Raw genomic sequence first — 24,699 nt, 5'->3', positions numbered from 1 at the left:
TTGCTTTTTATAGCGGCAGCTGTTATCCTTAATTAAGAAAATCATTTAGGAAAGGAAGTGAACCAGAGTGGAAGGTCGAAGTCATAAGATGGAAGCAGACAATGATCATAGGCGTACGGCAGTGAGGGCAGAATCCTGTACTTCGGGTCTGCTTTGGTTTCGCTGCCGTTAAAAGAGTACGTTTCTTTGCGTTTATGATAGCCATGAATTACAGGCAGTCCTGTAATTCTGGCTATTTTACGTTGCTGGAAGCTGCCTGCAAGGCAGTATTTGTTCTGCTTCCATATAGCCGAGACGGAAAAAAAGGTTCAGGTGGAGGAAGAGAAAGATGCAGGAGAATTACAATGTGGAAGAACTGATGGAGCTGGCCGACAGCCGTCAGTTCAGAAAACTGAAGGATATGCTGATGGAATACAATGAAGTGGATATTGCAGCTTTCATTGAAGCATTGGATTCAGAAAAAACAGTGGTGGTGTTCCGGATGCTTCCTAAGGGGCTGGCAAGTGATGTATTCGCTTGCCTGGAGGTAGAGAAGCAAGAGCATATTATAAACAGCATGACAGATCACGAATTGGGAACAATTGTAGAAGATTTATTTGTGGATGATGCGGTGGACATGCTGGAGGAACTGCCGGCCAGCGTGGTAAAAAGGGTTCTGCGGAATGCGACCCCTGATACCAGAAAGCTGATCAACCAGTTTTTAAACTATCCGGAAAACAGCGCCGGAAGCATTATGACGGCTGAATATGTGGGCCTTAAAAAGAACATGACCGTAATGCAGGCCTTTGACTATATCAGGCTGCATGGAGTGGATAAAGAAACGATTTACACCTGCTATGTGATGGATGCCACAAGAAGGCTGGAGGGAGTGGTCACGGTCAAGGATCTTTTAATGAATCCCTATGAGGTTGCCATCGGTGATATTATGGATACCCATGTCATAAAGGCAGTCACAACAGAGGACCAGGAGGACGTGGCGGACAGCTTTCGTAAATACGGTCTTTTAAGCCTTCCTGTGGTGGACCATGAAGAACGCCTGGTGGGGATCGTTACCGTGGATGACGTTGTGGATGTGATGGAACAGGAGGCCACGGAAGACTTTGAAAAGATGGCAGCCATGATTCCCAGTGAAAAGCCGTATTTAAAAACCAGCGTGTTCCAGCTGGCGAAAAACAGAATCATGTGGCTTCTCGTACTGATGATCAGCAGCATGGTGACCGGCGGAATACTGGCCAGATATGAATCGGCCTTTGCGGTGATTCCTTTGCTCGTAACCTTTATTCCCATGCTAACGGATACGGGCGGCAATGCAGGAAGTCAGAGCAGCACCATGATTATCAGAGGTATGGCAGTAGGCGAGATCGTAACAAAAGACTTTTTCCGTGTGATTTTTAAAGAATTAAAGGTAGCTATCATTGTAGGACTGATCCTGGGGATTGTGAATTATATCCGTCTGATCATCCTTTATCCTGGGCAGGAGATGCTTTGCCTGACAGTGATGCTCAGCCTTTTGATCACAGTTATCGTGGCAAAGACCATTGGAGGCGTTCTACCCATTGCAGCCAAGGTGTTCCATATGGACCCGGCGATTATGGCGGCTCCCCTTATTACCACAATCGTGGATGCGGTCAGCCTGATCATATATTTCCGGCTGGCATGCAAGCTTCTGGGATTATAATTGCTTTGGAAAATTACGTTAAATCATTGTTTTTTCTATAGGTTCGTTATATAATGAACTACGTGGCTTTGGCGTGACTTCCTTTAACCGGCCCATTACGAGAATGAAGATATAGGAGTGTGTTCACAATGAGTAAAATAAGAACAAGATACGCACCAAGTCCTACGGGCCGTATGCACGTAGGGAATTTAAGAACTGCATTATATGCTTTTCTGATTGCAAAACATGAAGGCGGCGATTTCCTTCTCCGCATTGAAGATACAGATCAGGAACGTTTTGTGGAAGGTGCTGTCGAGATCATTTATAGAACCTTAAAAGAGACCGGCCTTATCCATGACGAAGGTCCGGACAAGGATGGCGGCGTAGGCCCCTATGTACAGAGTGAACGCCAGGCCTCCGGTATTTATCTGGAATATGCGAAAAAGCTTGTAGAAAGCGGAGAGGCTTATTACTGTTTCTGTACTCAGGAGAGACTTGATTCCCTTAAAAAGACCGTGGATGGCCAGGAGATCATGACTTATGATAAGCACTGCCTCCATCTTTCCAAAGAAGAGGTAGAAGCCAATTTGGCGGCAGGTATGCCTTACGTCATCCGTCAGAACAATCCTACCGATGGAACGACTTCTTTCCATGATGAGATATACGGAGACATTTCCGTGGACAACTCAGAGTTAGATGATATGGTATTAATCAAATCCGACGGATTTCCAACATATAATTTTGCAAACGTGGTAGATGATCATCTCATGGGAATTACCCATGTAGTGAGAGGAAACGAATATCTGTCCTCCTCTCCAAAGTATAACCGTCTTTATGCCGCATTTGGCTGGGACGTTCCGGTATATGTGCACTGTCCGCTGATTACCAACGAGGAGCACAAGAAGCTGAGTAAAAGAAGCGGCCATTCTTCCTATGAGGATTTAATCATGCAGGGCTTCATTTCTGAGGCTGTTGTAAATTACGTTGCTCTTCTTGGCTGGTCCCCTGTGGGCAATCAGGAGATTTTCTCCCTTGATGAATTAATAAAGGAATTTGACTTCCGCAATATGAGCAAATCCCCGGCAGTTTTCGATATGACCAAGCTTCGGTGGATGAACAGCGAATATATGAAATCCATGGACTTTGACCGGTTCTACCAGCTGGCGGAGCCTTATCTGAAGGCTGTTATTAAGAAGGATTTGGACTTAAAGAAGATCGCAGCTATGGTTAAAACAAGAATTGAAGTTTTTCCGGATATTGCAGACCATATTGATTTCTTTGAGACTTTGCCGGAATACGATACTGCCATGTACACCAATAAGAAAATGAAGACAGGCAGCGAAACATCCCTTGACTTATTGCAGGATGTACTTCCAATCCTGGAAGCTCAGGAGAATTTCAGCAATGATGCGTTGTATGAAACGCTTTCAAAGTATGTTTCCGAAAAGGGATATAAAACCGGTTTTGTTATGTGGCCCATCCGCACCGCAGTTTCAGGAAAGCAGATGACTCCCGCAGGCGCTACCGAGATTATGGAGATCCTTGGAAAAGAAGAGACCCTTACGAGAATTAAAAAGGGAATCCAGCTTTTAAGCAATGGAGCTCAATAAGTTATAATTGCTGAAGCAGAGGCTCCGGATATGACCGGACCTCTGCTTTTGTTTTGACGGGGTCTGCCGGTCAGGCATGATTCCAGATACGGAGGAAACTATGAAGGAACAGGTCACATATGAGGGAGCCCAGAAGGAGGCAATCCTTCACCACGAAGGTCCCATGCTGGTCCTTGCCGGACCAGGTTCAGGAAAGACCTTTACCATCACCCACCGGATCTGTCATTTAATTGAGAAATACGATGTGGATCCGTCCAATATCCTGGTCATCACTTTTACAAAAGCAGCTGCCAGGGAGATGAAGGAACGTTTTGAAAGCCTTGTGGACGGCAGGCCGTCTGCCGTCAGCTTTGGAACCTTTCATGCCATATTTTTCAGGATCTTAAAGTTTGCTTACCGGTACGATGCCCGCAGCATTGTAAGGGAGGAACAGAAGATCCAGTACATAAAGGAAGCTATGGATAAGAATCAGGTAGAGGTGGAAGATGAGGCGGAATTCGTGACTTCCATCCTGTCGGAAATCAGCTCTGTAAAAGGAGAGATGATTGACTTAGATCACTATTATTCCAAAAACTGCTCTGAGGAAATATTCAAACAGCTCTATCAGGACTATGAGGACCGGCTCCGTAAGGCCAATCTCATTGATTTTGACGATATGATGGTGATGTGCTATGAATTATTTGTCCAGAGAAAGGACATCCTGGCAGCATGGCAGAAAAAGTACCGGTATATTCTGGTGGATGAGTTTCAGGATATTAACCGGGTACAGTACGAAATTGTCCGGATGCTGGCTGCACCGGAAAACAACCTGTTTATTGTAGGTGATGATGACCAGTCCATCTATCGTTTCCGGGGAGCGAAACCGGAAATTATGCTGGGCTTTGAAAAGGACTATCAGGGAGCGAAAAAGGTTCTTTTAAATATCAATTTCCGAAGTACCAGTGAAATCGTGGAGGCCGCTGGAAAGCTGATCGCTCACAATGAGATGCGTTTTCCTAAAAGGATCATTACAAAAAAAGGACATGGAAAGCCGATTGTTACAAGAGTATGGCAGGATCCTCAGGAGGAAACTTTAGAGATCGTTCAGGAAATTATGGCTTATGCAAAGGCAGGGTTTGCCTGGCAGGAGATTGCGGTACTTTACCGGACGAATCTGGGCCCAAGGCTGTTAATAGAAAAGTTTATGGAATATAACATCCCCTTCTCCATGAAGGATTCCGTTCCCAATCTATACGATCATTGGATTGCAAAAAACATAATTTCCTATATCCAGGCAGCGTCCGGCGATTTGGCCAGGGCCAATGTGCTCCAGATCATCAACCGGCCGAATCGCTATATCAGCCGGGATGCGGTGGAACATAACCCGGTGAATTGGGAATCCGTGAAGTCCTTTTATCAGGACAGGGGCTGGATGGTGGAACGGATCGAACAGCTGGAATACGATTTAAAGATGATCAGGAATATGGCACCCGTGGCTGCTGTAAACTATATACGGAAAGCAGTGGGTTATGATGATTACATTCGGGAATACGCCCAGTACCGTAGGATGAAGCCGGAGGAGCTTTTGGAGGTTTTGGACCAGATTCAGGAGAGTGCCGCCGGTTATCACACGGCAGAGGAATGGTTCCGTCATATGAAGGAATATGGGGAGGAATTAAAAGCCCAGGCCCAGCTGAGGGAAGGAAATTCCATGGGAGTCGCCCTTATGACCATGCACAGCTCTAAAGGCCTGGAATACCGGATCGTCTACATTCTGGATGCCAATGAAGGAGTGACGCCTCATCAGAAGGCAGTTCTCCCTGCTGATTTAGAAGAGGAGCGGCGGATGTTTTATGTGGCCATGACAAGGTCTAAGGAACGGCTCCACGTCAATTACGTGCGGGAGAGATACAGCAAAAAGCAGGAAGTTTCCCGTTTTGTCCGGGAATATCTGGATCGGGAATGACCGGGGCAGAAATAAGGAGATGAAAGGAGATAGAGATATGAAATCCTGTGTACACATATACTGTGGGGATGGAAAAGGAAAGACAACGGCTGCCATCGGACTGGCTGTGCGCGCCTGCGGCAGCGGGAAACGGGTGCTCATTACCCGTTTCTTAAAAACCGATCATTCCGGTGAAGTAAATGCATTATGTGTGCTTGACCGCATTACGGTAACGCCCTGTGAACGGAGTTTTGGTTTTTTTTCAAAAATGTCCCCTGAGCAGAAAAAAGAAGCAGGGATTTACTATTCTCAGCTGCTTGAGATAACATTAAATAAGGCGGTGAAGGAGAATTACGATCTCCTTGTCCTGGATGAAATTATGGCGGTATGCAATTTTGGCCTTGTAGAGGAAAAACGGGTTTTGGAGTTTCTTTCTGCACGTCCTGAGGGTCTTGAAGTGGTTCTCACAGGAAGAGAGCCCTCAGAAAAACTTGTAGAAATGGCGGATTATGTGTCGGAAATCAGAAAGGTGAAGCATCCATACGACAGAGGTATTTCAGCGAGGAAGGGAATTGAATATTAACGGTAAAATCCCTTGATTTTTGCCGGATAGTTTGATAGAGTGGAAGCAGGCGACAGATGCGCCGTACAACTAGATTAAGAAAAAAGAGAGGTATCAGAATGGCACAGGATCCTAATTTAGAGCGGGAAGATATGGAACCGCAGGAGGAAATGACAGTTACACTTACCCTGGATGATGGAAAAGAGTTAGAATGCGTTGTACTTACCATTTTCACAGCAGGCGAAAGAGATTATATTGCTCTGCTTCCTATGAATGGCCCTGAGGCAGAAGAAGGAGAAGTTTATCTGTACCGTTATTCTGAGAAGGAGGATGGGCAGCCAAATCTTGAAAATATCGAAGATGACGATGAATATGAGATCGTTGCGGAAGCCTTTGACGAATTACTGGACGAAGCGGAATATGATGAGCTGGTAGGCGAAGACGAAGAATAAACAGAGGAAAAGCCGGGGCGGTCCTTAATAGGACTGGTCCCGGCTTTAAGATTTATATGAAAACGTAATTTTGAAACCTTGCAGATCATAGACACTACAAATAATAGAAGCATATACAGCGAATATTGCAATCTATCAAAGCTGCATTCTATATACTACTATAATTGTATCTATGGAAGTGAGGGATAGCTGTATGGACAACGAGGCAGTACTTAAGAAAATCGAGGAAATCAACAAAAGCAAAGAGTGGTCTATGTACAGGTTATCAAAAGAAAGCGGGATCGCTCAGTCCACATTGTCCAGTTTGTTCGGAAGAAGAGCCAATATCAGCCTGCCGAAACTCGGTAGGATCTGCAGTGCATTCGGCCTTAAAATGTCGGATTTCTTTTCCCTGTTGGAGGAAGAGGCAGAAGACGGGGAATCTGGTCAGAATGACTATGAAATCATTGAAATGGTGCAGAAGGCGGCTATGCTGTCAAAGAATGACAGGCGGCTTTTAAGGTCCATGATTATTGTGATGGAAGAACTGGAAAGAGAAAATAGAAGCAAAGGAGAACGGTAAAATGGAAAAAATTGTTGATGCAAGAGGCCTGGCATGCCCTCAGCCGGTTATTAAGGCAAAAGAGGCATTAAAGGGCATGGAAGAGGGGATATTAAAGGTTCTCGTGGACAATGAAATTGCAGTTCAGAATGTGATGAAGCTAGGGAATTATGAAGGAGTTTCTCCGGTTTCAGAGAAAAAATCGGATGGGGAATTTGAAATCCTGTTCCACGTAAACAGAGAATCAGGCAATATGGTAGAAGCAGCAAAAGATGAGGAATGCCTTCCCGATGCCAGAAAAAAAGGTCTTGTTGCAGTGCTTTCATCGGATCAGATGGGCGGCGGTAATGAAGAGCTTGGACGCATTCTGATGAAGGGATTTGTATATGCCCTTACCCAGCTGGAAGAACTCCCTGAAACGGTCCTTCTCTACAATGGAGGAGCAAGGTTATCCGTGGAAGGCTCCCAGTCTCTGGAGGATTTAAAGAGCTTAGAAGCGCAGGGAGTGGAAATCCTTACCTGCGGAACCTGCTTAAATTTTTATGAATTAGCGGACAAGCTGAAGGTTGGCTCAGTAACAAATATGTATGAGATTGTAGAGAAAATGTCAGGTGCCCGACTGGTGATCCGGCCTTAACCATCACCGGCCTCAAGGCAGAGGATGTTTTTTATTGACAAAGCAGGGGTTTTTGTTTTATAATTCATTCAGTTATTTTTATCATCGCTGGCATGGTACCAGGAAAAATGGAAGTGCCCGTAAGAAAATTTCTTTCTTTCGGGCACTTTCCTTTTTTATCGCATTTTATCATAACCGATCGTATCTCCATCTGTTTTTTGGGGCCTGGACCCTGCGGTAAAGCCTTTGAAGCAGAAAGGTACAAGAGAGGATGAAAAATATTTCCAGCACTGTACTCACGATTCCAGTCAGGAAAAATAAAAAGGCGGATAAAACCGTTATCACCAGTAAGCAATGCAGATAGGGTCGGTAAACCTCCTGATTCATGCAGTAAAGCTTCCAGACGATCATATACAGGCAGATAAGAAGAGAAACAGATGCTAAAAAAGATAAAATAACATGGAAAACCGCATGAAGGGGCTGTGAGTCCGGCAAATAAGGCGTGATGACTGCCAGAACTAAAAGCAAAAGGGCAGTGATGCTCATCACGGTTTCTTTTCTGTTCCGGGGAAGTCCGCTAATGATCCGCTTTAAAATGTAATAAAAATACGTTCCTATGATGATACCCCATAAGAGAAATAAGTTTTTTCTGGAGGATATATTTCCTAATACGGAAAAATTTAATGAAAACCAATCGGTTCCCCAGGCAAACAGAATGGTATATATGGGTATAATGAAGTAAGCAGTAATGGTTAATAGGGACATAAGGCACCTCCGGTCATTCGTCTCTTCCTAGTTTGGCACTTACTTCGGAAAATAATAATAAACAAGTGCTTTTTTATATAAAAATTTAATTTCAGAGGAAAAATAATGATTCAATTACCAGATGAGTTCAGGGAAAAAATGAAACGGCTTTTAGGAGCGGAGTATGATTCTTTTATTGAAAGCTATGAGAAGGAACGGGTACAGGGCTTAAGGGTAAATCCCTTAAAGATTTCCAAGGAGAAATTTCGTGAGATCAGCCCATTTCATCTGGAAAAGATTCCATGGGCAGCGGAAGGGTATTACTACCAGGCAGCCGAGCGGCCAGGTAAGCATCCATACCATGAGGCAGGTCTTTATTATATCCAGGAGCCAAGCGCCATGGCCGTTGTGGAACTGTTAGATCCAAAGCCCGGAGAAAAGATCCTTGACTTATGCGCTGCGCCAGGGGGAAAAACCACTCATATTGCAGGGCGGCTGCAGGGAAAAGGCTTCCTTCTAAGCAATGAGATCCATCCGGCCAGAGCAAGAATTCTTTCCCAAAACGTTGAACGCCTGGGAATCGGAAATGCGGTTGTCTCCAACGAGGATTCCGGGAGCCTGTCTCTTCGGTTTCCCGGTTTTTTTGACAGAATTGTGGTAGATGCTCCTTGTTCCGGAGAAGGGATGTTCCGAAAGGATGAAACGGCCAGACTGGAATGGACGCCTGAGCATGTAAAGGTCTGTGCGGCCCGTCAGGAAGAGATCCTTTCCAATGCAGCCGTCATGTTAAAGCCTGGCGGAACCATCGTGTATTCCACCTGCACCTTTTCCCCGGAGGAAAATGAACAGGTCATCGAACGTTTCCTTATTACTCATCCCGATTTCTCCATCGCTGATGCAGGAACGCGTCCCGGACTCTATCCGGGCCGTCCGGAATGGAGCAAATCCGGTATGGAAGAATTAAAAAAGACCTTCCGCATCTGGCCTGATAAGTCAGAAGGGGAAGGCCATTACCTGGCAGTATTAAGAAAGTGCGAAGATGAGGGTTCTGTAAAAAAGCAGACCATGCCGGAGTACAGCAGCGATAAGTCTGTGATAAAAGAAGTAGAAACATTTTTAAAAGAGCTTCTGGTTAACCCTGCCCCATTGCTTCTCCGTAAGGAATATATTCTTTTTGGGGACCAGCTGTATTTAATCCCGCCGGAAATGGTTGATTTTAAGGGTATGAAAATCATTCGTCCGGGTCTTCATCTGGGAACTGTGAAAAAGAACCGATTTGAACCCTCTCATGGCTTTGCTCTTTTCCTTAAAAAGGAAGAGGTATACTTATCCATCGATCTGTCGGCGGATGGAGCGGAAATTATTAAGTATTTAAAAGGAGAAACGTTAACTGGAGACATTTCCCGTTCTCTTGATAATAAAAAAGGCTGGGTGCTTGTTAATACCGACGGATATTCCATTGGGTTTGCCAAGCTGGCTGGTGGGATTCTTAAAAATCATTATCCCAAAGGCCTTCGGTGGATGTGATACCAAGGAACTGCATGTCCCCAGGAAGGGGCGCCTCAAAAGAAAGGGGTTCCTTTTTGATTGGGTGAAGGAAATCCAGCCGGAAGGAATGCAGGGCCTGACGGGTAATGTAACGGTAGTCCGGGTGATAAAGGAAATCTCCTGGCAGGGGATGGCCGATGGACTTTAAATGAACCCGGATCTGGTGCGTGCGGCCTGTTTCCAGACGAAGGCCTGCAAGAGAATGCCCTGTCACAGGGTCATAATAAAGCCGTTTATAATGAGTGCGCGCCTCTTCTCCATGTATCGGATCCACACATCGTTCTATGGTGGAGCCTTCTACCCGGGCAATAGGAGCGTCGATGGTCCCTTCTAGGGGAAGTTCTCCCTGGACAACTGCAAGGTAACGACGGTGAATCTCTCGTTTTTTCACCATATCGGAAAGAATGCAGGCGCTTAAAGGATTTTTTGCCACAACCAAAAGTCCGGTGGTATCCCGGTCAAGACGGTTGATGGCCCGGTAGATAAAAGCTTCTTTCTTTTCCTCAAAATAATAGGCAATCCCGTTGGCCAGGGTATGATCAAAGTTACCCTGGGACGGATGAATGGGGACACCGGCTTCTTTATTAATGACAAGGATATGTTCATCCTCGTATTCGATTTGTATCGGCATGGGAGTGGGAACAATATTCTTAGAACTTTCCTCTTCGCAGATAAAGACGGATAAAAGATCACCTGGCTTAAGGGTGCGGGTTGTATAGACCGGCTCTCCCCCAACCGTTATTCCATCTGATCGGTTCCGAAGCTGTCTTAAGAGGCTCTGGGAATATCCCAGATTTAATAAATACTGTTTTACAGTCATATCTTCAGACGTTTGTGTTATGGTATAATTCATAGTCATTTTCATAAACCGATTCTATCATGACGGGTAGTGATTGACAAGGAGAATCTATGGGTTATAATTAGCTGGTAGAAAATGAAAGAGGGGTTTTGATAATGTTTGATCAGGATATTTATGAAGCATTGGAAATGGAATTTGTTAGAAACCATATAAAGGAAGATGTAGATGAAGTTCTGCTGGATTTGGCGGAAGCGCTTGCAGACAGGGGAATTATGGATAAAGAACTGGTTTTGACGGAATCCTATGGTAAGACACAGATTCAGGTGACCGGAATCTGCACCGAAGAAGAGGGGGAAGTGAACGTCCTGGTGAAACAGGTGCAGATCGGAAAAAAAGAATTTGAAATTGATGATTATTTTCTATAAGGAGAAAATGGGGCGGAAGAAAGGGAGGCAGCACACTCATGATGACAATCAAACAGGAATATTCGCCAAAGGAGTTGGGGATCGATCTTCTGTGTGATCTGGCGGGGGCAATCTTATTTAACATTGGAATTTACAATTTTGCGGTAAATGCGGAGTTCGCACCCGTAGGAGTATCTGGTATCGCACTAATTCTGCGCTTTCTGTTCGGTCTTCCTATGGGCATTACCAGCATAGTCTTAAACATTCCCATCGTATTAGTGAGTTACAGGCTTTTGGGAAGGAGTTTTTTGCTCCGTTCCATGAAGAGCATGATCATCTTTGCCCTTGTGCTGGATTACGTAGTTCCTTATCTGCCGGTTTATCAGGGAAATCCCCTGTATGCCTCCGCCTGCACCGGAATCTTTTCCGGTTTGGGGTTAACCATCGTCTATTTAAGAAACTGTTCCACAGGAGGAACGGACTTTTTGGTTATGGCGATCCGGAAGATTTTCCCTCATCTGACCATCGGGCAAATATCCCTTGTGGTAGATGCCGTAGTAATCATCGCCGGTGGACTGGTGTTCCGCAACCTGGATGCGGTCATCCTGGGCATGCTTTCTACCATTGTGACTACCATGGTGATCGACAAGATTATGTATGGTCTGGGAGCCGGAAAACTGGTTTTTGTGGTCACCTCCCATGCAGAAGAGGCGGCTCAGAGAATCGAGGAAAATACCGGGCGAGGCTGCACCTTTCTTCAGGGCCAGGGCTCTTACTCCCTGGATGAAAAGAAAGTGATCATGTGCGCCTGCAACAACAGCCAGGTGGTGCCCATCCGCCGTGCCATCCACGAAACGGACAAGGATGCATTTCTCATCATCACGGATTCCAACGAGGTTTATGGAGAAGGGTTTAAAGCCATCGGAGGACAGCTATAGAAAAAGGGTGTGTATGAAAACATGTTTAACAGTTTTCATACACACCCTTATTTTATGCCGGATTTACCCCGGCCGGATGTATGGTCTACAATAGCGTCCTTTTTTAAAAAGCTGGCTCTTTTTACGCTGTCGGTTCCGAATTTGCCGCGGATATGATCCACGGCTTTTTCCATTTCCTTCATCTTACGGGCCTGCTCTGATTCAAATAGATGAAGCTGGCAATACCCTTCCTCGGAAATCTTAGTGGCTCGAACGCCGATCAAACGAAGAGGGGTGCGGTCCCAAAGCTCCTTAAGTAAGTTACAGGCGTTTTCATAAATCACTGTAGTGGAGTCCGTAGGATTGTTTAAGGTCATCTGATGGGACTTGGTATGAAAATTCCAGTCCTTAATCTCCACACAGACACAGTCAGATAAGACATGGTCAAAGCGGAGACGGGCGCCCACGGTTTCGCTTAAGGACAGGAGGACCTGGCAGGCCACGTCAAAGTCGTCGATATCATGGGAAAGGGTGGTACTGTTTCCGTAACCCTTGTTTAAAGGCTCCCGCTCTTCCACGGGCGAGTTATCGATGCCAAGGGCATAGTCATGGATCAGCAGGGCATACTTTTCTCCCAGCAGGGGTTTTAAGTGGTTTACGTTGCAGGCTGCCAGCTCCCCTATGGTGTGGATTCCCACACTTTCTAACTTTTTTTGGGCGGAATGGCCTACAAAAAACAGCTCCTGAATGGGAAGGGGCCACATTTTTAAAGGTATTTCATGGGCAAACAGAGTGTGGCAGAGATTGGGCTTTTTAAAATCCGAGGCCATTTTAGCCAGGAGCTTATTAGGGGCTATGCCGACATTCACCGTAAACTTCAGCTCCCGCCAGATCCTTTCCCGTATCTGATTTGCTACCTCCAGAGGAGAGCCGAAGAGGTGGATGGTGGAGGTCATATCAAGAAAGGCCTCGTCGATGCTGAATTTTTCAAAGTCAGGAGTGTAATCAGACAAAAGCTCCATCATCTTCCTGGATTTCTCAAGGTATACTTCAAACCGGGCCGGAACAACGGTAAGGGTTGGGCACTTTCGCAAAGCCTGGCTGATGGGTTCTCCGGTTATGATTCCATAAGCTTTTGCAGGTGTGGATTTTGCCAGAACGATTCCATGCCTTAAAGAGGCATCGCCTCCTACTGCCGATGGAATGGTACGTAAATCCAGGGCGCCTGGGTCAGCTTCCAGCCGGCTGACAGATTCCCAGCTTAAAAATGCAGAATTCACGTCTATGTGAAAAATTAAGGGCTCCGGTACCATATCCGTCCCTCCTTTGGCGTCATTTATTTCATATTTCCTTCTATTCTTATTATACCGAAAATACGTTCGGAAAGTAAAGGGGAATAATTAAAAAAACAATGGAATAGGATAAAATAAATCCATGGGGGAGGCTCTTTCATGAGGCATGCCATAGGAATACTGCTGGCAGCAGCGTTTGTCTTTCTTATAGGGACAGGGGCTGCTGCGGTCTGGCTGACGGGAAAAGAGGCCGTTAATGAAAATGCGAAAGTCACAGAGGAAAAAGAAGAGAAAAACACACCGATTCAGACAAAGGATGAGCTGAATCTTTATGCCCAATCAGCAGTTTTGATGGATGCTTCTACCGGCCGCGTGTTATATGGGAAAAATGAAGATTTGGTCCGGCCCATGGCCAGTACCACGAAAATCATGACTTGCATCCTTGCCTTGGAGCGCGGGACGCTTTCTGACACAGTAACTGCCAGCCAGAATGCAGCTTCCCAGCCTAAGGTTCATTTAGGGGTTTATAAGGGAGAGACGTTTCAGTTAAAGGATCTGCTTTACAGCCTGATGCTGGAATCCCATAATGATGCCGCTATGATGATTGCAGAGCACATAGGTGGAAGCCAGGAGGGATTTGCTGCGATGATGAACCAGAAGGCCAGGGATTTAGGATGCAGCGATACCTATTTTATTACACCCAATGGGCTTGATGCCAAAGAAGAAAAGGATGGACAGGTGAAGATACATTCCACAACAGCAGCGGATTTAGCCAGGATCATGAATTATTGCATTGGCCAGTCGCCGAAGAAGGAGGAATTCCTTGATATTACGGCAACGAGAAGCTATGCCTTTGCTGATCTGGAAGGAAAACGTTTCTTTTCCTGCAATAACCACAATACTCTTCTGGCCATGATGGACGGGGCGTTTTCAGGAAAGACAGGATTTACCGGAGGAGCCGGTTATTCTTATGTGGGAGCTGTCCAAGATGAGGGGAGAGTCTATACCATCGCCCTTTTAGGCTGCGGCTGGCCGCCTCATAAGGCTTATAAATGGTCGGACGCAAGAAAGCTGTTCCAATACGGGATGGATCGCTTCCATTACAGGAACGTATATAAAGATGTCAACCTTCCTGATATTCCAGTAATTGAGGGGATTCCTTCTTCCGGACGCTTAGATGAACCGGTCCTGGTATCCTGCAGCATAGGCGGGGAGGAAGAAAAGAGCATTAACCTCCTTCTGGCGGATGAGGAAGAGGTCACGGTACAGACAGAGATCCCCAAAGAATTAAATGCTCCGGTACGTAAGGGGCAGACGGTGGGTACTGTCATTTACCGCTTAAACGGAGAGGTCGTAAAAAGCTATCCGGTATATCTGACGGCCGGAGCAGAACGCCTGACAACGGTCTGGTGCATAAAAAATATTTTCCATAGATACTTATCCATGCCGGGAGTTATGGGAATTATCCCTAATACATAAAAAGAATGAGGCAAAAGGAAACGACGACGTTACCTTTTGCCTCATTCTGTTCTTTATCAGCGGTAAGTCTGATTACATTCCGGTTTAAAGGAGATACTGATATTTCATGTAGGTAAGGAATTCATAGCAGATAGGCAGAAAATTAATTGTATAAACCATTGGTACATGGTATATTAAGATTGTTTCTTTATACGAAGAAGGGAAATTACAAAAGTATGGATATGAAAAAAATCGCAACGGTACTTGCGGGCAATACCATATATGCATTGGCTGTATCCCTGTTTATTCTGCCGGGGGGACTGATTACAGGAGGAACGACCGGGCTTGCTTTGGTGGCCTATCACCAATTTGGTATTCCTGTAGCTGCCTTTATCGGAGTCTTTAATGTTATCATGTTTGTGGCAGGAGCCTTCTTTTTGGGAAAACAGTTTGCATTTACTACTTTAATCAGTACTTTTTATTATCCGTTTATATTGGGAATCTTTGAAAATCTGTTCGGTCATGCTGCAATCACCAATGACCGGATGCTGGCCACTGTTTTTTCAGGACTTTTGATCGGCGTGGGAATCGGTATGGTGATACGGGCCGGTGCTTCCACCGGAGGAATGGATATTCCCCCGCTGATCCTTAATAAAAAATGGAATCTATCCGTGTCCATGACCATGTCGGTGTTTGACTGCCTGATTCTGCTTGCACAGATGCTGTTTTCCAATAAGGAGCAGATCCTTTACGGAATCCTGCTGGTACTTTCCTATACCACGGTTCTTGATAAGGTGCTTTTGATCGGCCGCAACCAGATGCAGGTAAAAATCATAAGTGAAAAGTATGAGGAGATCAGCCAGGCGATCCAATCCCGGATGGACAGGGGAACCACACTGCTTGCCAGTGAAGGAGGGTATTTAAGAAAGGCTTCCTTTACGGTTCTTACCGTAATATCAGGGAGACAGCTTTCAAAGGTCAATGAACTGGTTATGGGGATCGATCCCAATGCGTTTATGATCATTAACCAGGTCAATGAGGTGCGGGGGAGGGGATTTACCCTTCATAAAGAATATAAATAGTGGATAAAGAATAGACGAGAATCTTACGGAAAGATGACTAAGGTTTACGGTTTTTGAAACCCTATTGACTTATCAGTCTGGCAGGTGCTAAACTGTACCCGGATTAGAAAAATGGACGCAGGGAGGGACCAGGAAAATGCTGAAAAAGAAAATTAGTTTATTTTGTTTTGCCGTTGTTTTTGCTGTGTTGTTGACAGCTGGCTGCGGCAGGAAGCAAGCTGCAGATTTGGGCGGTGCTCCTTCGGAAGCGGCAAAAACAGAGACTGCGGCCGTCAGGATGGAGAAATCCGGGACAGAACTTGGAGATGAGGAGACAGTTCCGGAAGAGAATATGGACCAGTCAGGGCCGGGAATAGAGGCTGTGAAGAATGATGAAAGCACTGGGGCGGGAAAAAAGGTGGAGGCGTTTGCCGAAAAGATTCAGGAAGCGGTAGGAGACCGGGATTTAGAAGCATTTGCGAACCTGTTGTTTTACCCCTGTATTTTTGTAACAGCTGACGAGGAGACGATCACCCTTAAAAACCAGGAAGATTTATTTAAGCAGAACCCTGATATGGTATTTGGTGATGATCTGATGGTAGCGGTTGCCAATGTGGATACGGTTTCCTTAAAGATGACGGATAAAGGCGTAGCCATGGGGGAAGGAAACTCAAAAATTATCTTTCAGGAAAAATCAGACGGAAGCCTCGGAATAGTAGAAATCAGGGAATGAGAGATACCCTTAACAGGGAGTAAAGAGGATAAGGCAGAATGGAAGAGAATGTGACATTAGAAGAGATGCTTTCATTCCGGGAAAAGAAAGTATTTATGCAGGAAGCTCTTCATAAAAAGCATGAGGATGTCACGATTGTGGCTCTTGGGATGAACATTCCCGGTCCAAGGAAAACCTCTCCCAGAATCCTTCAGGCATTTTCTGCAGGAGGAGAAGAACTTAACCGGCTGTTTTTGGAACATGGGCTGGCTGTGATGGAAGAGACCGTGGTAAAAGAGAAGGCCGGCTTTCTGAAACTCTATGCGGTGAAAAGCCAGGACCCCCTTTTTGTGAAAAAGATAACAATCCAAATGGAAGAAACCCATCCACTTGGAAGGCTGTTTGATATCGACGTATACGATGAGGCTGGAAACGGGATCGGCAGGGCGGAATTGGGATCCCCTGTGCGCAGATGCCTGATATGTGAAAAGGATGCAAAGCTATGCGGCCGAAGCCGGAGCCATTCGGTAGAGGAGCTTTACGGACGTGTTGAGAGTATCATAGATTCATGGTTAAAAGAAAGGGGCAGATGAGAATCTGCCCCTTTCTTAATAAATTTTAAGAATCCTTTTTTCCCTGGTTAAGATTCTCCCTTTAAAATGAAGGTATAGAAAATAAAAGGGAGGCTTTAAGCAAAATGGAAATTAAAAAACCAGCCATGGCCGGTACATTGGAGTCAAGCGACTGTCAGGTGACTGTTGAGCCAGGTGATGGTAAAATCGATTTTGTGCTGGAAAGCGCAGTCATAAACCAGTATGGCAACAGAATCCGGAAGGTAATCATGGAGACCCTTAAGAATCTGGACATTGACAATGTGAGAATCACAGTTGTTGATAAGGGGGCACTGGACTGCACCATTAAGGCGCGGGTAGAAGGTGCGGTATCCCGTTCCACGGACCAGTTTGAAAATATTCTTTGGGGAGGCAGAAGGAAATCATGAATCCGAATAAGAAACGTCTCAGAAGAACTATGATGTTTTTAAATGCCCAAAAACCGGGCCTCATTAAGGATCCGTATATTTATAAACCGGATTCCATAATGCTGGATTTAGAAGATGCGGTCGCAGAAAATCAGAAGGATGCAGCCAGGTTTTCCCTTTATCATGCATTGCAGGAGATCGATTACAGGGGCTGCGAGAGGGTAGTCCGGATCAATGGCTTGGATACTCCTTATTGGAAGGAAGACATCCGCTGTGCAGTTGCAGGCGGCTGTGATGCGATTCGTATTCCGAAAACAGAAAGGCCTGAGGATATAAAAGCGGTGGAGGCAGAGATCCAGATTGCAGAAGAGGATTTCGGCATTCCGCAGGGAAGGACCCTTATTATGGCTGCCATAGAATCTGCAAGAGGTGTGGTGAAGGCGCTTGATGTCTGTGAGGCTTCCGATAGGCTGTTTGGAATCGCACTTTCCGGCGGGGACTATACCAAGGACTTACAGACCTATATTACAGGAACCGGAGTTGAACTGATGGGAGCCAGGCAGAACTTAATCATTGCGGCCAGGGCAGCAAAGATCCAGTGCTTTGATACGGTTTATACGGACCTTAATGATATGGAAGGCTTCCGGCGGGATGTGGAAACCATTCATTTGATGGGATTTGATGGAAAATCCATTATCAATCCACGCCAGATCCCGATTGTCCATGATATCTTTACACCGGCACAGAAGAATATCATCTTTGCAGAAAAGGTGGTTATGGAAATCGAGGACAAAAGGGAAAAGGGAATCGGAGTATTTATCGTAGACGGAAAAATGATCGACATTGCGTTCTATGACGGAGCCAAGAGAACCATAGAGCTTGCCAAGGCCTCTGGCGTATACAAAGGAGGATTGTAAGATGATTAATGCAGTAGGGAGAGATATTCCGGAAGAAATCTTAAAAATCACAGGAAAAGAACCTTTTATGGGAATTCATCACTTTGATGGATCTGTGTATAAAAAAGATGGTCCGTATACAAAATGCGTGATCAATTCAGAGGGCAGCAAGATGGTGGACAGCATTCGCGATTGCCTCGTGAAATGCGGGATCCGGGATGGCATGACCCTGGGCTTTCATCATCATTTCAGAGAAGGCGACTATGTAGTAAACATGGTGATGGAAGAAATCCACAACATGGGAATCAAGGATATCACCATCTGTGCAAGCTCTCTTGGAAAAGCCCATGATAAACTGGTGGAATACATTGAGGATGGGACCATTACCGGGATTCAGTCCTCCGGCGTCAGAGGAAAGATCGGCAGGGCCATATCAGAAGGAAAATTAAAAGGCCTGGCCATTATGCGTTCTCATGGCGGAAGAGTCCGTGCCATTGAAACCGGAGAGGTGAGGATCGATATCGCATTTATCGGTGCGCCAACCTGTGATGACTATGGGAACTGCCGGGGGATCGGCGGAAAATCTGATTGCGGCGTTCTCTCTTATTCCATGGTGGATGCGGATTATGCGGATAAGGTGGTTGCAATCACGGATTGCCTGGTTCCTTTTCCAAACTTCCCGGCCCATATTTCCATGACAAAAGTAGATTATGTGGTGGTGGTTGATGAAATCGGAAATCCGGAAAAGATTGCTACCGGAGCCGCAAAACCTACCACAGATATGCGCAAACTCATGATGGCCGATTACTGTACCGAATTTGTGGTGAATACCCCGTATTTTAAAGATGGATTTTCTTACCAGACCGGAGTAGGCGGAGCTTCCATCGCCTCCACCATTTCTCTTGCAAAGATCATGAAGGAGAGAAATGTGCGTATGCGCTTCGGTGTGGGAGGACTGACAAAACCCATGTGCGACTTATTGGAGAATGGTCAGGTGGATGCCCTGTTAGATACCCAGGATTTTGATCTGGATGCAGTGGAATCCGTCATCAATCCCAAGCATTTCCGAATCAGTGCAGGAGAATATGCCGACCCCTTTAACAAGGGAGCCGTTGTAAACAAACTGGATTTTGTGATCCTGGCAGCCTTAGAAGTGGATGTGAATTTCAACTGCAATGTAGTTGTTGGTTCTGACGGCATGATTACCGGTGCTCAGGGAGGACATCCGGACACTGCAGCAGGAGCAAAATGTACCATAGTGATTACTCCCCTGCTTCAGGGAAGGATTCCAGCTGTCTGCACTGATGTAACAACGGTTACAACTCCGGGCGAATCCATTGATGTAGTGATCACGGATTATGGAATTGCAATCAATCCCAATAGGCAGGATCTGATCCAGTGTATGAAAGATGTGGATCTTCCGTTTAAGACCATTGAGGAACTTCGGGATATCGCATATTCCATTACAGGAAAGCCTGAAAAAGTGCAGTTTGATGATAAGGTAGTAGGAATCATCGAGAGCCGGGATGGCACCGTTATGGATGTGGTGCGTAAGATCAAGGAGTTTCAGTTTACAGGAGAATAAACAATGAATGGCAGTTCTTGTGTGAAACCGAATGAGTCACTTAATAAGGCAGCTTTCCACATCGGAAACATGGCTTACCAGGCTATGCTTGAGGAGGTTTATACGACTCCCAAGCCTGGCCTGGTTGATCTGTATTCCCCAGGTGCTCATAAAGATATGGATGTCAACTCCTTTGAGAAGAGTGCCAAAGCCTTACAGCCGTATTTTGTTTCCATGACTATGGAAGGCATGAGACTTTCCCACATGCCAAGGCTGCTGTTTGAGCGCATCCGCCGGATCGGTCAGTCTGCAGAAACAGCCATGTATCAGGCTACGGCAGGGGTAAATACTCATAAGGGCCTGATCTTTCACCTGGGAATTTTAAGTGCAGCCGCCGGGGCATGCACGAAGGCGTATGGAGCAGTTACCACAGAGAGCCTGTTGGAAATGGAGCAGGCCATGGTAAGGGAAACCCTTGTAAAAGAATTGGAAGAGATGGGGGAGTTTACCAGTAACGGAGAAAAAAACTTAAGACAATACGGGCTTACCGGTGCAAGGGGAGAGGCCATAAGCGGCTATGCTTCCGTACGCAGGATCGCCCTTCCTGTCATGACAAAAGGTCTTAGGGAGGGACGGGACTGGAACCGGATCAAGCTGGAAACTTTGTTTACGCTCATGAGCCGTGTGGAAGACTCCAACATCATTGCAAGGCATAATCCGTCCATCCTTTTGAAGGTTCAGTCCATTGCCGGGAATTTCCTGTGTGCCGGCGGGGCCTATGGGGAGAAAAGCATGGAGACACTGAAACAAATGGATGCAGATTTTATAAAGGGAAATATAAGTGCCGGAGGATGTGCAGATCTTCTGGCTGTTGCAATTTTCATGAATAATCTGGCAGAAGAACCGGTAAAGGGGAGGATTCTATGGAATTCATTAAGCTGGAAGGAAGACCGTTTAAAGGAAAAGAACTGGAACTGTTAAAGGATTTTTTAAAACGGAATGATCTGGATTATGATCAGGGGATCGAATACAGCGTATGTCTGCTTGACGAGAATTACCAGATCCGGGCCGCCGGTTCGGCAGAGCAGAATGTTTTAAAATGCATTGCAGTTGATGAAAGCGTACGGGGGACCGGCTTAACCGGATCGATCATCTCATATCTGACCCAGTATGAATTTGAGAATGGCAGATCCCATATTCTTATGTACACAAAGCCGGATAACAGGGATATGTTTGAGGATCTTGGATTTTATACGGTTCTTATGACCGATGATGTCCTTTTTATGGAGAACAGGAAAAACGGGTTTGAAGAGTTTATAAACCGCCTGATCTCAGAGTCTCCGGATGAGGCTTTTAAACCAGGCGTGGTCATCGGCTCCATCGTTGCTAACTGCAATCCATTTACTTATGGACACCGGTATCTGGTAGAACAGGCCTTAACCTGCTGTGACTATGTCCATGTACTGGTGTTAGCCGATAACAGAAGCAGTTTTGGAGCAGAGGAACGCTTTTTCATGGTACAGGAAGGACTTAAAGATCTTCCCCGGGCAATCGTTCATCAGGTATCTGATTTTGTCATATCCGCAGCCACCTTTCCAACCTATTTTATAAAGGAAAAGATCCGCGGAGAAATGGCCGGCTGCCGGTTGGACTTAGAACTTTTTGGCAGGCGCATTGCCCCGGCCCTTCGAATAACAACCCGCTTCGTGGGAACGGAACCGGTATGCGTAGTAACCGGACATTACAATGAAGAAATGAAAAAAATCCTTCCCCGGTATGGGATTGCTGTGACGGAAATTGAGAGGAAGCGTTCCGAGGGAGGGGCAATCAGCGCATCTGAGGTCCGGAAATGGTATGAAAAGGGAGACTTTGAAGGGATTAAGGGCCTGGTTCCTGAAACCACACTGGAATACCTTAAAAAGAAAAAAAAAGGCCAGAGGCCTAAGGGTTAAACCGGTATCCAAGACCTCTGACAGTTACGATATGGGCCGGCTTTTGCCGGTCTTCTTCGATTTTACCACGCAGACGATTGATATACACCATAATGGCGTTATCATCTACGGCAACGCTATTTCCCCATACATGATCATAAATCATGTCTTTTGTAAATACCTGACCCGGATGTTTTAAAAACAGCAGCATCAGACTGCTCTCTTTGGAAGAAAGAACAATCTCTTCTCCATTTTTATAAAACCGCATAGTGGAAGTATTGTAAGTGAAAGATCCGCATTCCAGAATATCCGAGCTGTACAGCACCTGATTCTTGTTGCGGCGGATCAGCGCCTTTACCTTGGCCCCCAGCACTATGGGACGGAATGGCTTGGTTATGTAATCATCTGCACCAACAGAAAGGCCGTAAAGAGAATCATAATCCTCGTTTCTTCCGCTTACGATCATAACCGGAGTCTGAATACCCTGGCTGCGCAGCCGCTTGATGACCTCAAAGCCCTCCATATCACCAAGCATTACATCCATGAGGATCATATCGTAAGTGTGGTTTTTCAGTTGATTCAGTGCGGTAAGCCCGCTGTCTGCTACGTTGGTTTCCAGATCATTGCTGTGCATGACTTTCTCTAATAACTTACAAACCGCTGGATCGTCATCCACAATTAATACTTTATCAGACATAGCTTCCCCCTAAGTAAAATTGTGTAAAGATTAAGATTGTGTTAAAATTATTATAATAGTAACCCGGAGACAAGTCAATGAGGAACAGGAAAATAGAGGATGATTTCATGAGTAAAATAAAGGAAAGTAAAAGATATGGGACGGTTTTTATATTTTGTGCCATGGTCTCCGTGCTGCTGATTTTCTGTTGTCTTGTTTTCAGTATCTGGGAGGAATATAAAGAAACGATTATAAATAATCAAAAGAAACAGATGCTTTTGACAACCCAGAGCATGGGAGAAAATTTAAAAGTTTTTATTGAAGGATATCAATCGGATTTAAACGCCTTATGCGACATAGAAAAGGAGAATTATAAAAAGACAGGCAGGGAGGACTGGAGTATACTCCGGAGTTATGTAACGAATCACAGCCGGTTTGTTTATGATGTTATACTGGAGAATGAAAACGGAAAATTATTAAGAAGTGTTTATGGATATGGAGTTGCGTCGACCTATTCTGTCACAGAGATCAGTCAGGAGGTCAGCTTTCGGCAATGTAAACTGGAAAATGGGGAAATGTATTTGGTCTTAAAGAAAGTTCTTCGTGACGGCAGATCTTTATCCGTTGTTTTAAATGAGAAAAACTATTACAATTCCCTGGTTTCCAATATTCGTCTGGGAACCAACGGGTATGTGGTAATAAAGGATTCAAAAGGGATTATCCTGATTCATCCTCAGGAGAGCCAGTGGGGGATCAATGTGATTTCAGGCCGGCAGGAGATGTTTCCGAACAAAGATTTAACCAGTCTGCAGAAGATGATAGAAAATCAAAACAGAGGAGAGGCAGGAGTTTCCGAGTATTATTCCTACTGGTGGCAAGACCCGGGAGTTCCGGAAGTAAAAAAGGTCAGCGCCTATTCCCCCGCCATCATAGGAAACGGCTTTCTGGTAGTCAGTGCGGTGATTGACTACAATGATATTTATATCCCGGTTGCAGCCGGATTTTTCAAGCTGGGCCTTGTCTTTTTTGGAATTGTCTCCGTGCTCCTTGGAATGGTGCTTTATATCGGGGATTTACGGGTCCAGAAGAAAAAGGATACGGAAGAGATCGCCTATCTCTTGGAGCTTAATAAAATTTTAGAGGAAATGCATCAGAGTGAAGAAACCATCGCCCATCAGCAGAGGCTTCAGATCATGGGAACGATGACCGGAGGCATTGCCCATGAATTTAACAACTTGCTGACACCGATCATGGGATATGCCGAATTGCTGATGCTTGAACTTCCGGAGGGAGAGGAAAACTATGACAGTGCATCAGAGATTTATGAAGCTTCCGGAAAGGCAAAAGAGATTATCCAGCAGATTTCATCCTTAAGCCGGAAAAATATGGAGACTGCCTTTAAAAACATAAACGCTGCTAAGGTGCTTGGACGTGCCATAAAAATGGTAAGCTCCGTGTGTCCTGCCCATGTGCATCTGGAAAAAGAAATTGCCTTATCTGATGAATGCTTTCTGGGTAACGAAACCCAGATGAATCAGGTCATATTAAATATCTGCGTGAATGCAATCCATGCGATCGGTCACAGGGAAGGAACCATAACCATAAACGGAAACAGGGTAAGTTCGGATGAATTAAAGCAGTACAAGCTTTCTTCTGTTTCAGAAGAGTGGAACTATTACCTGCGGATTGATATTGCAGACGACGGGGAAGGCATGAGTGAAGAGGTGCTAAAGCAGATTTTTGATCCGTTTTTCACGACAAAGAAAAATGGGACCGGAACAGGCCTGGGCCTTTCTCTGGTTGAGCAGATTGTTCATTCTCACAAAGGATATGTTTTTGCGGAAAGCAAACTGGGAGAAGGCAGTGTATTTCATGTTTTCCTTCCTGTAAATGAACAGAAAGAACAGGAAGAGCAGCAGGAAACAGAGGAGGAAAGCGGGGATCGCTTAAGGCTCCTGGTCATCGACGATAATCCAAAGGTATTACGGCTTCTGGAAAAGAATTTCGGCAGGCTTCATGTGCCTTTGACGGCCTGCATGGATTTTGAGGAGGCCAGGAAAGCCTTGAAGGAGCAGGAAGTCGATGCCATTGTAACAGAACATGATATTGCCGGGAAAAGCGGTACGGATTTCTTCATGTCCCTTCAGGGTCAGTACCCGGATATAATCCGGATCATTATGGCGGACCGGGTGACGAGAGAAATCCTGGAAGCCAAGAAGCGGAAAATAATTGATGAATACATCGGCAAACCGGTTTCCGACTCCGCTATTTTAAAAGCAGTAAAGAACTGTAAGGAAAGAGTGTAAAAAAAAGCCTAATCTTAACAACTTTTAATTTTTCTCTTAAAGAAATGAAA

25 protein-coding genes are annotated in these 24,699 nt (G+C 45.4%); 20 read left to right on the top strand and 5 right to left on the bottom strand.

The window, feature by feature from the left end; all coding sequences use genetic code 11:
* Nucleotides 1–28: 28 nt before the first annotated feature.
* Nucleotides 29–205 carry a hypothetical protein gene (locus ACHZES_RS07420; RefSeq protein WP_395548388.1) on the bottom strand — a complete coding sequence of 59 codons (177 nt, stop codon included), beginning with the start codon at nt 203–205 and terminating at the stop codon, nt 29–31.
* 123 nt (nt 206–328) lie between these two features.
* On the opposite strand from ACHZES_RS07420, the gene mgtE reads away from it, so the two are divergent.
* The 7 genes from mgtE (at nt 329) to yedF (ending at nt 7,383) form a co-directional block, all read left to right on the top strand.
* Entirely contained in the window at nt 329–1,678 is a 1,350-nt protein-coding gene (mgtE, locus tag ACHZES_RS07415; protein ID WP_089992696.1) for a magnesium transporter, read from the top strand.
* Between the two features lie 128 nt (nt 1,679–1,806).
* The gene (gltX, locus tag ACHZES_RS07410; RefSeq protein WP_038278845.1) at nt 1,807–3,267 is read left to right on the top strand and encodes a glutamate--tRNA ligase; all 1,461 of its coding nucleotides are present in this window, start codon (nt 1,807–1,809) and stop codon (nt 3,265–3,267) included.
* 100 nt (nt 3,268–3,367) lie between these two features.
* Complete coding sequence (locus tag ACHZES_RS07405; protein ID WP_395548389.1) at nt 3,368–5,212, top strand: ATP-dependent helicase; 1,845 nt, start codon at nt 3,368–3,370, stop codon at nt 5,210–5,212.
* Nucleotides 5,213–5,249: 37 nt separating this feature from the next.
* Nucleotides 5,250–5,774: a cob(I)yrinic acid a,c-diamide adenosyltransferase gene (locus tag ACHZES_RS07400; RefSeq protein WP_395548390.1), complete on the top strand. Its 525-nt coding sequence runs from the start codon at nt 5,250–5,252 to the stop codon at nt 5,772–5,774.
* A 98-nt stretch (nt 5,775–5,872) separates the two neighbouring features.
* Nucleotides 5,873–6,205 (top strand): DUF1292 domain-containing protein, encoded by a 333-nt coding sequence (locus tag ACHZES_RS07395; protein WP_038278840.1) that lies wholly within the window; start codon nt 5,873–5,875, stop codon nt 6,203–6,205.
* 193 nt (nt 6,206–6,398) lie between these two features.
* Entirely contained in the window at nt 6,399–6,767 is a 369-nt protein-coding gene (locus tag ACHZES_RS07390; RefSeq protein WP_051835052.1) for a helix-turn-helix domain-containing protein, read from the top strand.
* Between the two features lies 1 nt (nt 6,768).
* Complete coding sequence (gene yedF, locus ACHZES_RS07385) at nt 6,769–7,383, top strand: sulfurtransferase-like selenium metabolism protein YedF (protein ID WP_395548391.1); 615 nt, start codon at nt 6,769–6,771, stop codon at nt 7,381–7,383.
* 168 nt (nt 7,384–7,551) lie between these two features.
* Here yedF and ACHZES_RS07380 read toward each other — a convergent pair whose 3' ends face one another.
* Nucleotides 7,552–8,127 (bottom strand): hypothetical protein, encoded by a 576-nt coding sequence (locus tag ACHZES_RS07380; RefSeq protein ID WP_395548392.1) that lies wholly within the window; start codon nt 8,125–8,127, stop codon nt 7,552–7,554.
* Nucleotides 8,128–8,232: 105 nt separating this feature from the next.
* Here ACHZES_RS07380 and ACHZES_RS07375 point away from each other — a divergent pair, with 105 nt between their 5' ends.
* Entirely contained in the window at nt 8,233–9,633 is a 1,401-nt protein-coding gene (locus ACHZES_RS07375) for an RsmB/NOP family class I SAM-dependent RNA methyltransferase (protein ID WP_395548393.1), read from the top strand.
* Here ACHZES_RS07375 and ACHZES_RS07370 read toward each other — a convergent pair.
* Nucleotides 9,596–10,519 (bottom strand): RluA family pseudouridine synthase, encoded by a 924-nt coding sequence (locus ACHZES_RS07370; RefSeq protein WP_395548394.1) that lies wholly within the window; start codon nt 10,517–10,519, stop codon nt 9,596–9,598. The genes ACHZES_RS07375 and ACHZES_RS07370 overlap by 38 nt on opposite strands.
* An 89-nt stretch (nt 10,520–10,608) precedes the next feature.
* Here ACHZES_RS07370 and ACHZES_RS07365 point away from each other — a divergent pair, with 89 nt between their 5' ends.
* Complete coding sequence (locus tag ACHZES_RS07365; RefSeq protein WP_038278827.1) at nt 10,609–10,878, top strand: hypothetical protein; 270 nt, start codon at nt 10,609–10,611, stop codon at nt 10,876–10,878.
* 38 nt (nt 10,879–10,916) lie between these two features.
* Entirely contained in the window at nt 10,917–11,795 is an 879-nt protein-coding gene (locus ACHZES_RS07360; RefSeq protein WP_154521613.1) for a YitT family protein, read from the top strand.
* A gap of 47 nt (nt 11,796–11,842) precedes the next feature.
* Here the strand turns inward: ACHZES_RS07360 and ACHZES_RS07355 are convergent, their stop codons facing one another.
* Entirely contained in the window at nt 11,843–13,087 is a 1,245-nt protein-coding gene (locus ACHZES_RS07355) for a DNA polymerase thumb domain-containing protein (RefSeq protein ID WP_154521610.1), read from the bottom strand.
* 138 nt (nt 13,088–13,225) lie between these two features.
* Between ACHZES_RS07355 and ACHZES_RS07350 the strand changes: the two genes are divergently transcribed.
* The 9 genes from ACHZES_RS07350 to citC all read left to right on the top strand — a co-directional run bounded on the left by ACHZES_RS07350 (nt 13,226) and on the right by citC (nt 21,688).
* Nucleotides 13,226–14,545 (top strand): D-alanyl-D-alanine carboxypeptidase family protein, encoded by a 1,320-nt coding sequence (locus ACHZES_RS07350; protein ID WP_154521607.1) that lies wholly within the window; start codon nt 13,226–13,228, stop codon nt 14,543–14,545.
* A 215-nt stretch (nt 14,546–14,760) separates the two neighbouring features.
* Nucleotides 14,761–15,606: a YitT family protein gene (locus ACHZES_RS07345; RefSeq protein ID WP_038278818.1), complete on the top strand. Its 846-nt coding sequence runs from the start codon at nt 14,761–14,763 to the stop codon at nt 15,604–15,606.
* 136 nt (nt 15,607–15,742) lie between these two features.
* Nucleotides 15,743–16,318 carry a hypothetical protein gene (locus tag ACHZES_RS07340; RefSeq protein WP_154521604.1) on the top strand — a complete coding sequence of 192 codons (576 nt, stop codon included), beginning with the start codon at nt 15,743–15,745 and terminating at the stop codon, nt 16,316–16,318.
* Nucleotides 16,319–16,356: 38 nt separating this feature from the next.
* A complete protein-coding gene (gene citX, locus ACHZES_RS07335; RefSeq protein WP_395548395.1) occupies nt 16,357–16,890 on the top strand; it encodes a citrate lyase holo-[acyl-carrier protein] synthase in 534 nt (177 codons plus the stop codon).
* Between the two features lie 104 nt (nt 16,891–16,994).
* Complete coding sequence (gene citD, locus ACHZES_RS07330) at nt 16,995–17,297, top strand: citrate lyase acyl carrier protein (protein WP_038278811.1); 303 nt, start codon at nt 16,995–16,997, stop codon at nt 17,295–17,297.
* Nucleotides 17,294–18,193 (top strand): aldolase/citrate lyase family protein, encoded by a 900-nt coding sequence (locus ACHZES_RS07325; RefSeq protein ID WP_038278808.1) that lies wholly within the window; start codon nt 17,294–17,296, stop codon nt 18,191–18,193. Before citD ends, ACHZES_RS07325 begins: the two co-directional genes overlap by 4 nt.
* A 1-nt stretch (nt 18,194) precedes the next feature.
* Nucleotides 18,195–19,757 (top strand): citrate lyase subunit alpha, encoded by a 1,563-nt coding sequence (gene citF / locus ACHZES_RS07320; RefSeq protein ID WP_038278806.1) that lies wholly within the window; start codon nt 18,195–18,197, stop codon nt 19,755–19,757.
* 3 nt (nt 19,758–19,760) lie between these two features.
* Entirely contained in the window at nt 19,761–20,717 is a 957-nt protein-coding gene (gene citG, locus ACHZES_RS07315; protein WP_395548396.1) for a triphosphoribosyl-dephospho-CoA synthase CitG, read from the top strand.
* The gene (gene citC, locus ACHZES_RS07310) at nt 20,660–21,688 is read left to right on the top strand and encodes a [citrate (pro-3S)-lyase] ligase (RefSeq protein ID WP_395548397.1); all 1,029 of its coding nucleotides are present in this window, start codon (nt 20,660–20,662) and stop codon (nt 21,686–21,688) included. Before citG ends, citC begins: the two co-directional genes overlap by 58 nt.
* Here citC and ACHZES_RS07305 read toward each other — a convergent pair.
* Nucleotides 21,678–22,364 carry a response regulator transcription factor gene (locus ACHZES_RS07305; protein WP_038278803.1) on the bottom strand — a complete coding sequence of 229 codons (687 nt, stop codon included), beginning with the start codon at nt 22,362–22,364 and terminating at the stop codon, nt 21,678–21,680. The genes citC and ACHZES_RS07305 overlap by 11 nt on opposite strands.
* Nucleotides 22,365–22,441: 77 nt before the next feature.
* On the opposite strand from ACHZES_RS07305, the gene ACHZES_RS07300 reads away from it, so the two are divergent.
* A complete protein-coding gene (locus ACHZES_RS07300; protein WP_242843054.1) occupies nt 22,442–24,649 on the top strand; it encodes an ATP-binding protein in 2,208 nt (735 codons plus the stop codon).
* The last annotated feature ends 50 nt before the right edge of the window (nt 24,650–24,699 follow it).

The sequence above is a fragment of the Lacrimispora sanguinis genome (assembly GCF_044987295.1).
GTDB classification, from domain to species: Bacteria; Bacillota; Clostridia; order Lachnospirales; family Lachnospiraceae; genus Lacrimispora; species Lacrimispora celerecrescens_B.
Note: the sequence above shows the minus strand (reverse complement) of the source record. Positions and strands in the feature narration are given on the sequence as shown.

Coding starts and splice junctions, on each gene's coding strand:
- ACHZES_RS07350 (WP_154521607.1), top strand. CDS start 13,226: ATGAGGCATGCCATAGGAATACTGCTGGCAGCAGCGTTTGTCTTTCTT.
- mgtE (WP_089992696.1), top strand. CDS start 329: ATGCAGGAGAATTACAATGTGGAAGAACTGATGGAGCTGGCCGACAGC.
- ACHZES_RS07340 (WP_154521604.1), top strand. CDS start 15,743: ATGCTGAAAAAGAAAATTAGTTTATTTTGTTTTGCCGTTGTTTTTGCT.
- citF (WP_038278806.1), top strand. CDS start 18,195: ATGATTAATGCAGTAGGGAGAGATATTCCGGAAGAAATCTTAAAAATC.
- ACHZES_RS07300 (WP_242843054.1), top strand. CDS start 22,442: ATGAGGAACAGGAAAATAGAGGATGATTTCATGAGTAAAATAAAGGAA.
- citG (WP_395548396.1), top strand. CDS start 19,761: ATGAATGGCAGTTCTTGTGTGAAACCGAATGAGTCACTTAATAAGGCA.
- ACHZES_RS07305 (WP_038278803.1), bottom strand. CDS start 22,364: ATGTCTGATAAAGTATTAATTGTGGATGACGATCCAGCGGTTTGTAAG.
- ACHZES_RS07405 (WP_395548389.1), top strand. CDS start 3,368: ATGAAGGAACAGGTCACATATGAGGGAGCCCAGAAGGAGGCAATCCTT.
- gltX (WP_038278845.1), top strand. CDS start 1,807: ATGAGTAAAATAAGAACAAGATACGCACCAAGTCCTACGGGCCGTATG.
- ACHZES_RS07370 (WP_395548394.1), bottom strand. CDS start 10,519: ATGAAAATGACTATGAATTATACCATAACACAAACGTCTGAAGATATG.
- ACHZES_RS07360 (WP_154521613.1), top strand. CDS start 10,917: ATGATGACAATCAAACAGGAATATTCGCCAAAGGAGTTGGGGATCGAT.
- ACHZES_RS07390 (WP_051835052.1), top strand. CDS start 6,399: ATGGACAACGAGGCAGTACTTAAGAAAATCGAGGAAATCAACAAAAGC.
- citX (WP_395548395.1), top strand. CDS start 16,357: ATGGAAGAGAATGTGACATTAGAAGAGATGCTTTCATTCCGGGAAAAG.
- ACHZES_RS07380 (WP_395548392.1), bottom strand. CDS start 8,127: ATGTCCCTATTAACCATTACTGCTTACTTCATTATACCCATATATACC.
- yedF (WP_395548391.1), top strand. CDS start 6,769: ATGGAAAAAATTGTTGATGCAAGAGGCCTGGCATGCCCTCAGCCGGTT.
- ACHZES_RS07375 (WP_395548393.1), top strand. CDS start 8,233: ATGATTCAATTACCAGATGAGTTCAGGGAAAAAATGAAACGGCTTTTA.
- ACHZES_RS07395 (WP_038278840.1), top strand. CDS start 5,873: ATGGCACAGGATCCTAATTTAGAGCGGGAAGATATGGAACCGCAGGAG.
- citD (WP_038278811.1), top strand. CDS start 16,995: ATGGAAATTAAAAAACCAGCCATGGCCGGTACATTGGAGTCAAGCGAC.
- ACHZES_RS07365 (WP_038278827.1), top strand. CDS start 10,609: ATGTTTGATCAGGATATTTATGAAGCATTGGAAATGGAATTTGTTAGA.
- ACHZES_RS07345 (WP_038278818.1), top strand. CDS start 14,761: ATGGATATGAAAAAAATCGCAACGGTACTTGCGGGCAATACCATATAT.
- citC (WP_395548397.1), top strand. CDS start 20,660: ATGGAATTCATTAAGCTGGAAGGAAGACCGTTTAAAGGAAAAGAACTG.
- ACHZES_RS07420 (WP_395548388.1), bottom strand. CDS start 205: ATGGCTATCATAAACGCAAAGAAACGTACTCTTTTAACGGCAGCGAAA.
- ACHZES_RS07400 (WP_395548390.1), top strand. CDS start 5,250: ATGAAATCCTGTGTACACATATACTGTGGGGATGGAAAAGGAAAGACA.
- ACHZES_RS07355 (WP_154521610.1), bottom strand. CDS start 13,087: ATGGTACCGGAGCCCTTAATTTTTCACATAGACGTGAATTCTGCATTT.
- ACHZES_RS07325 (WP_038278808.1), top strand. CDS start 17,294: ATGAATCCGAATAAGAAACGTCTCAGAAGAACTATGATGTTTTTAAAT.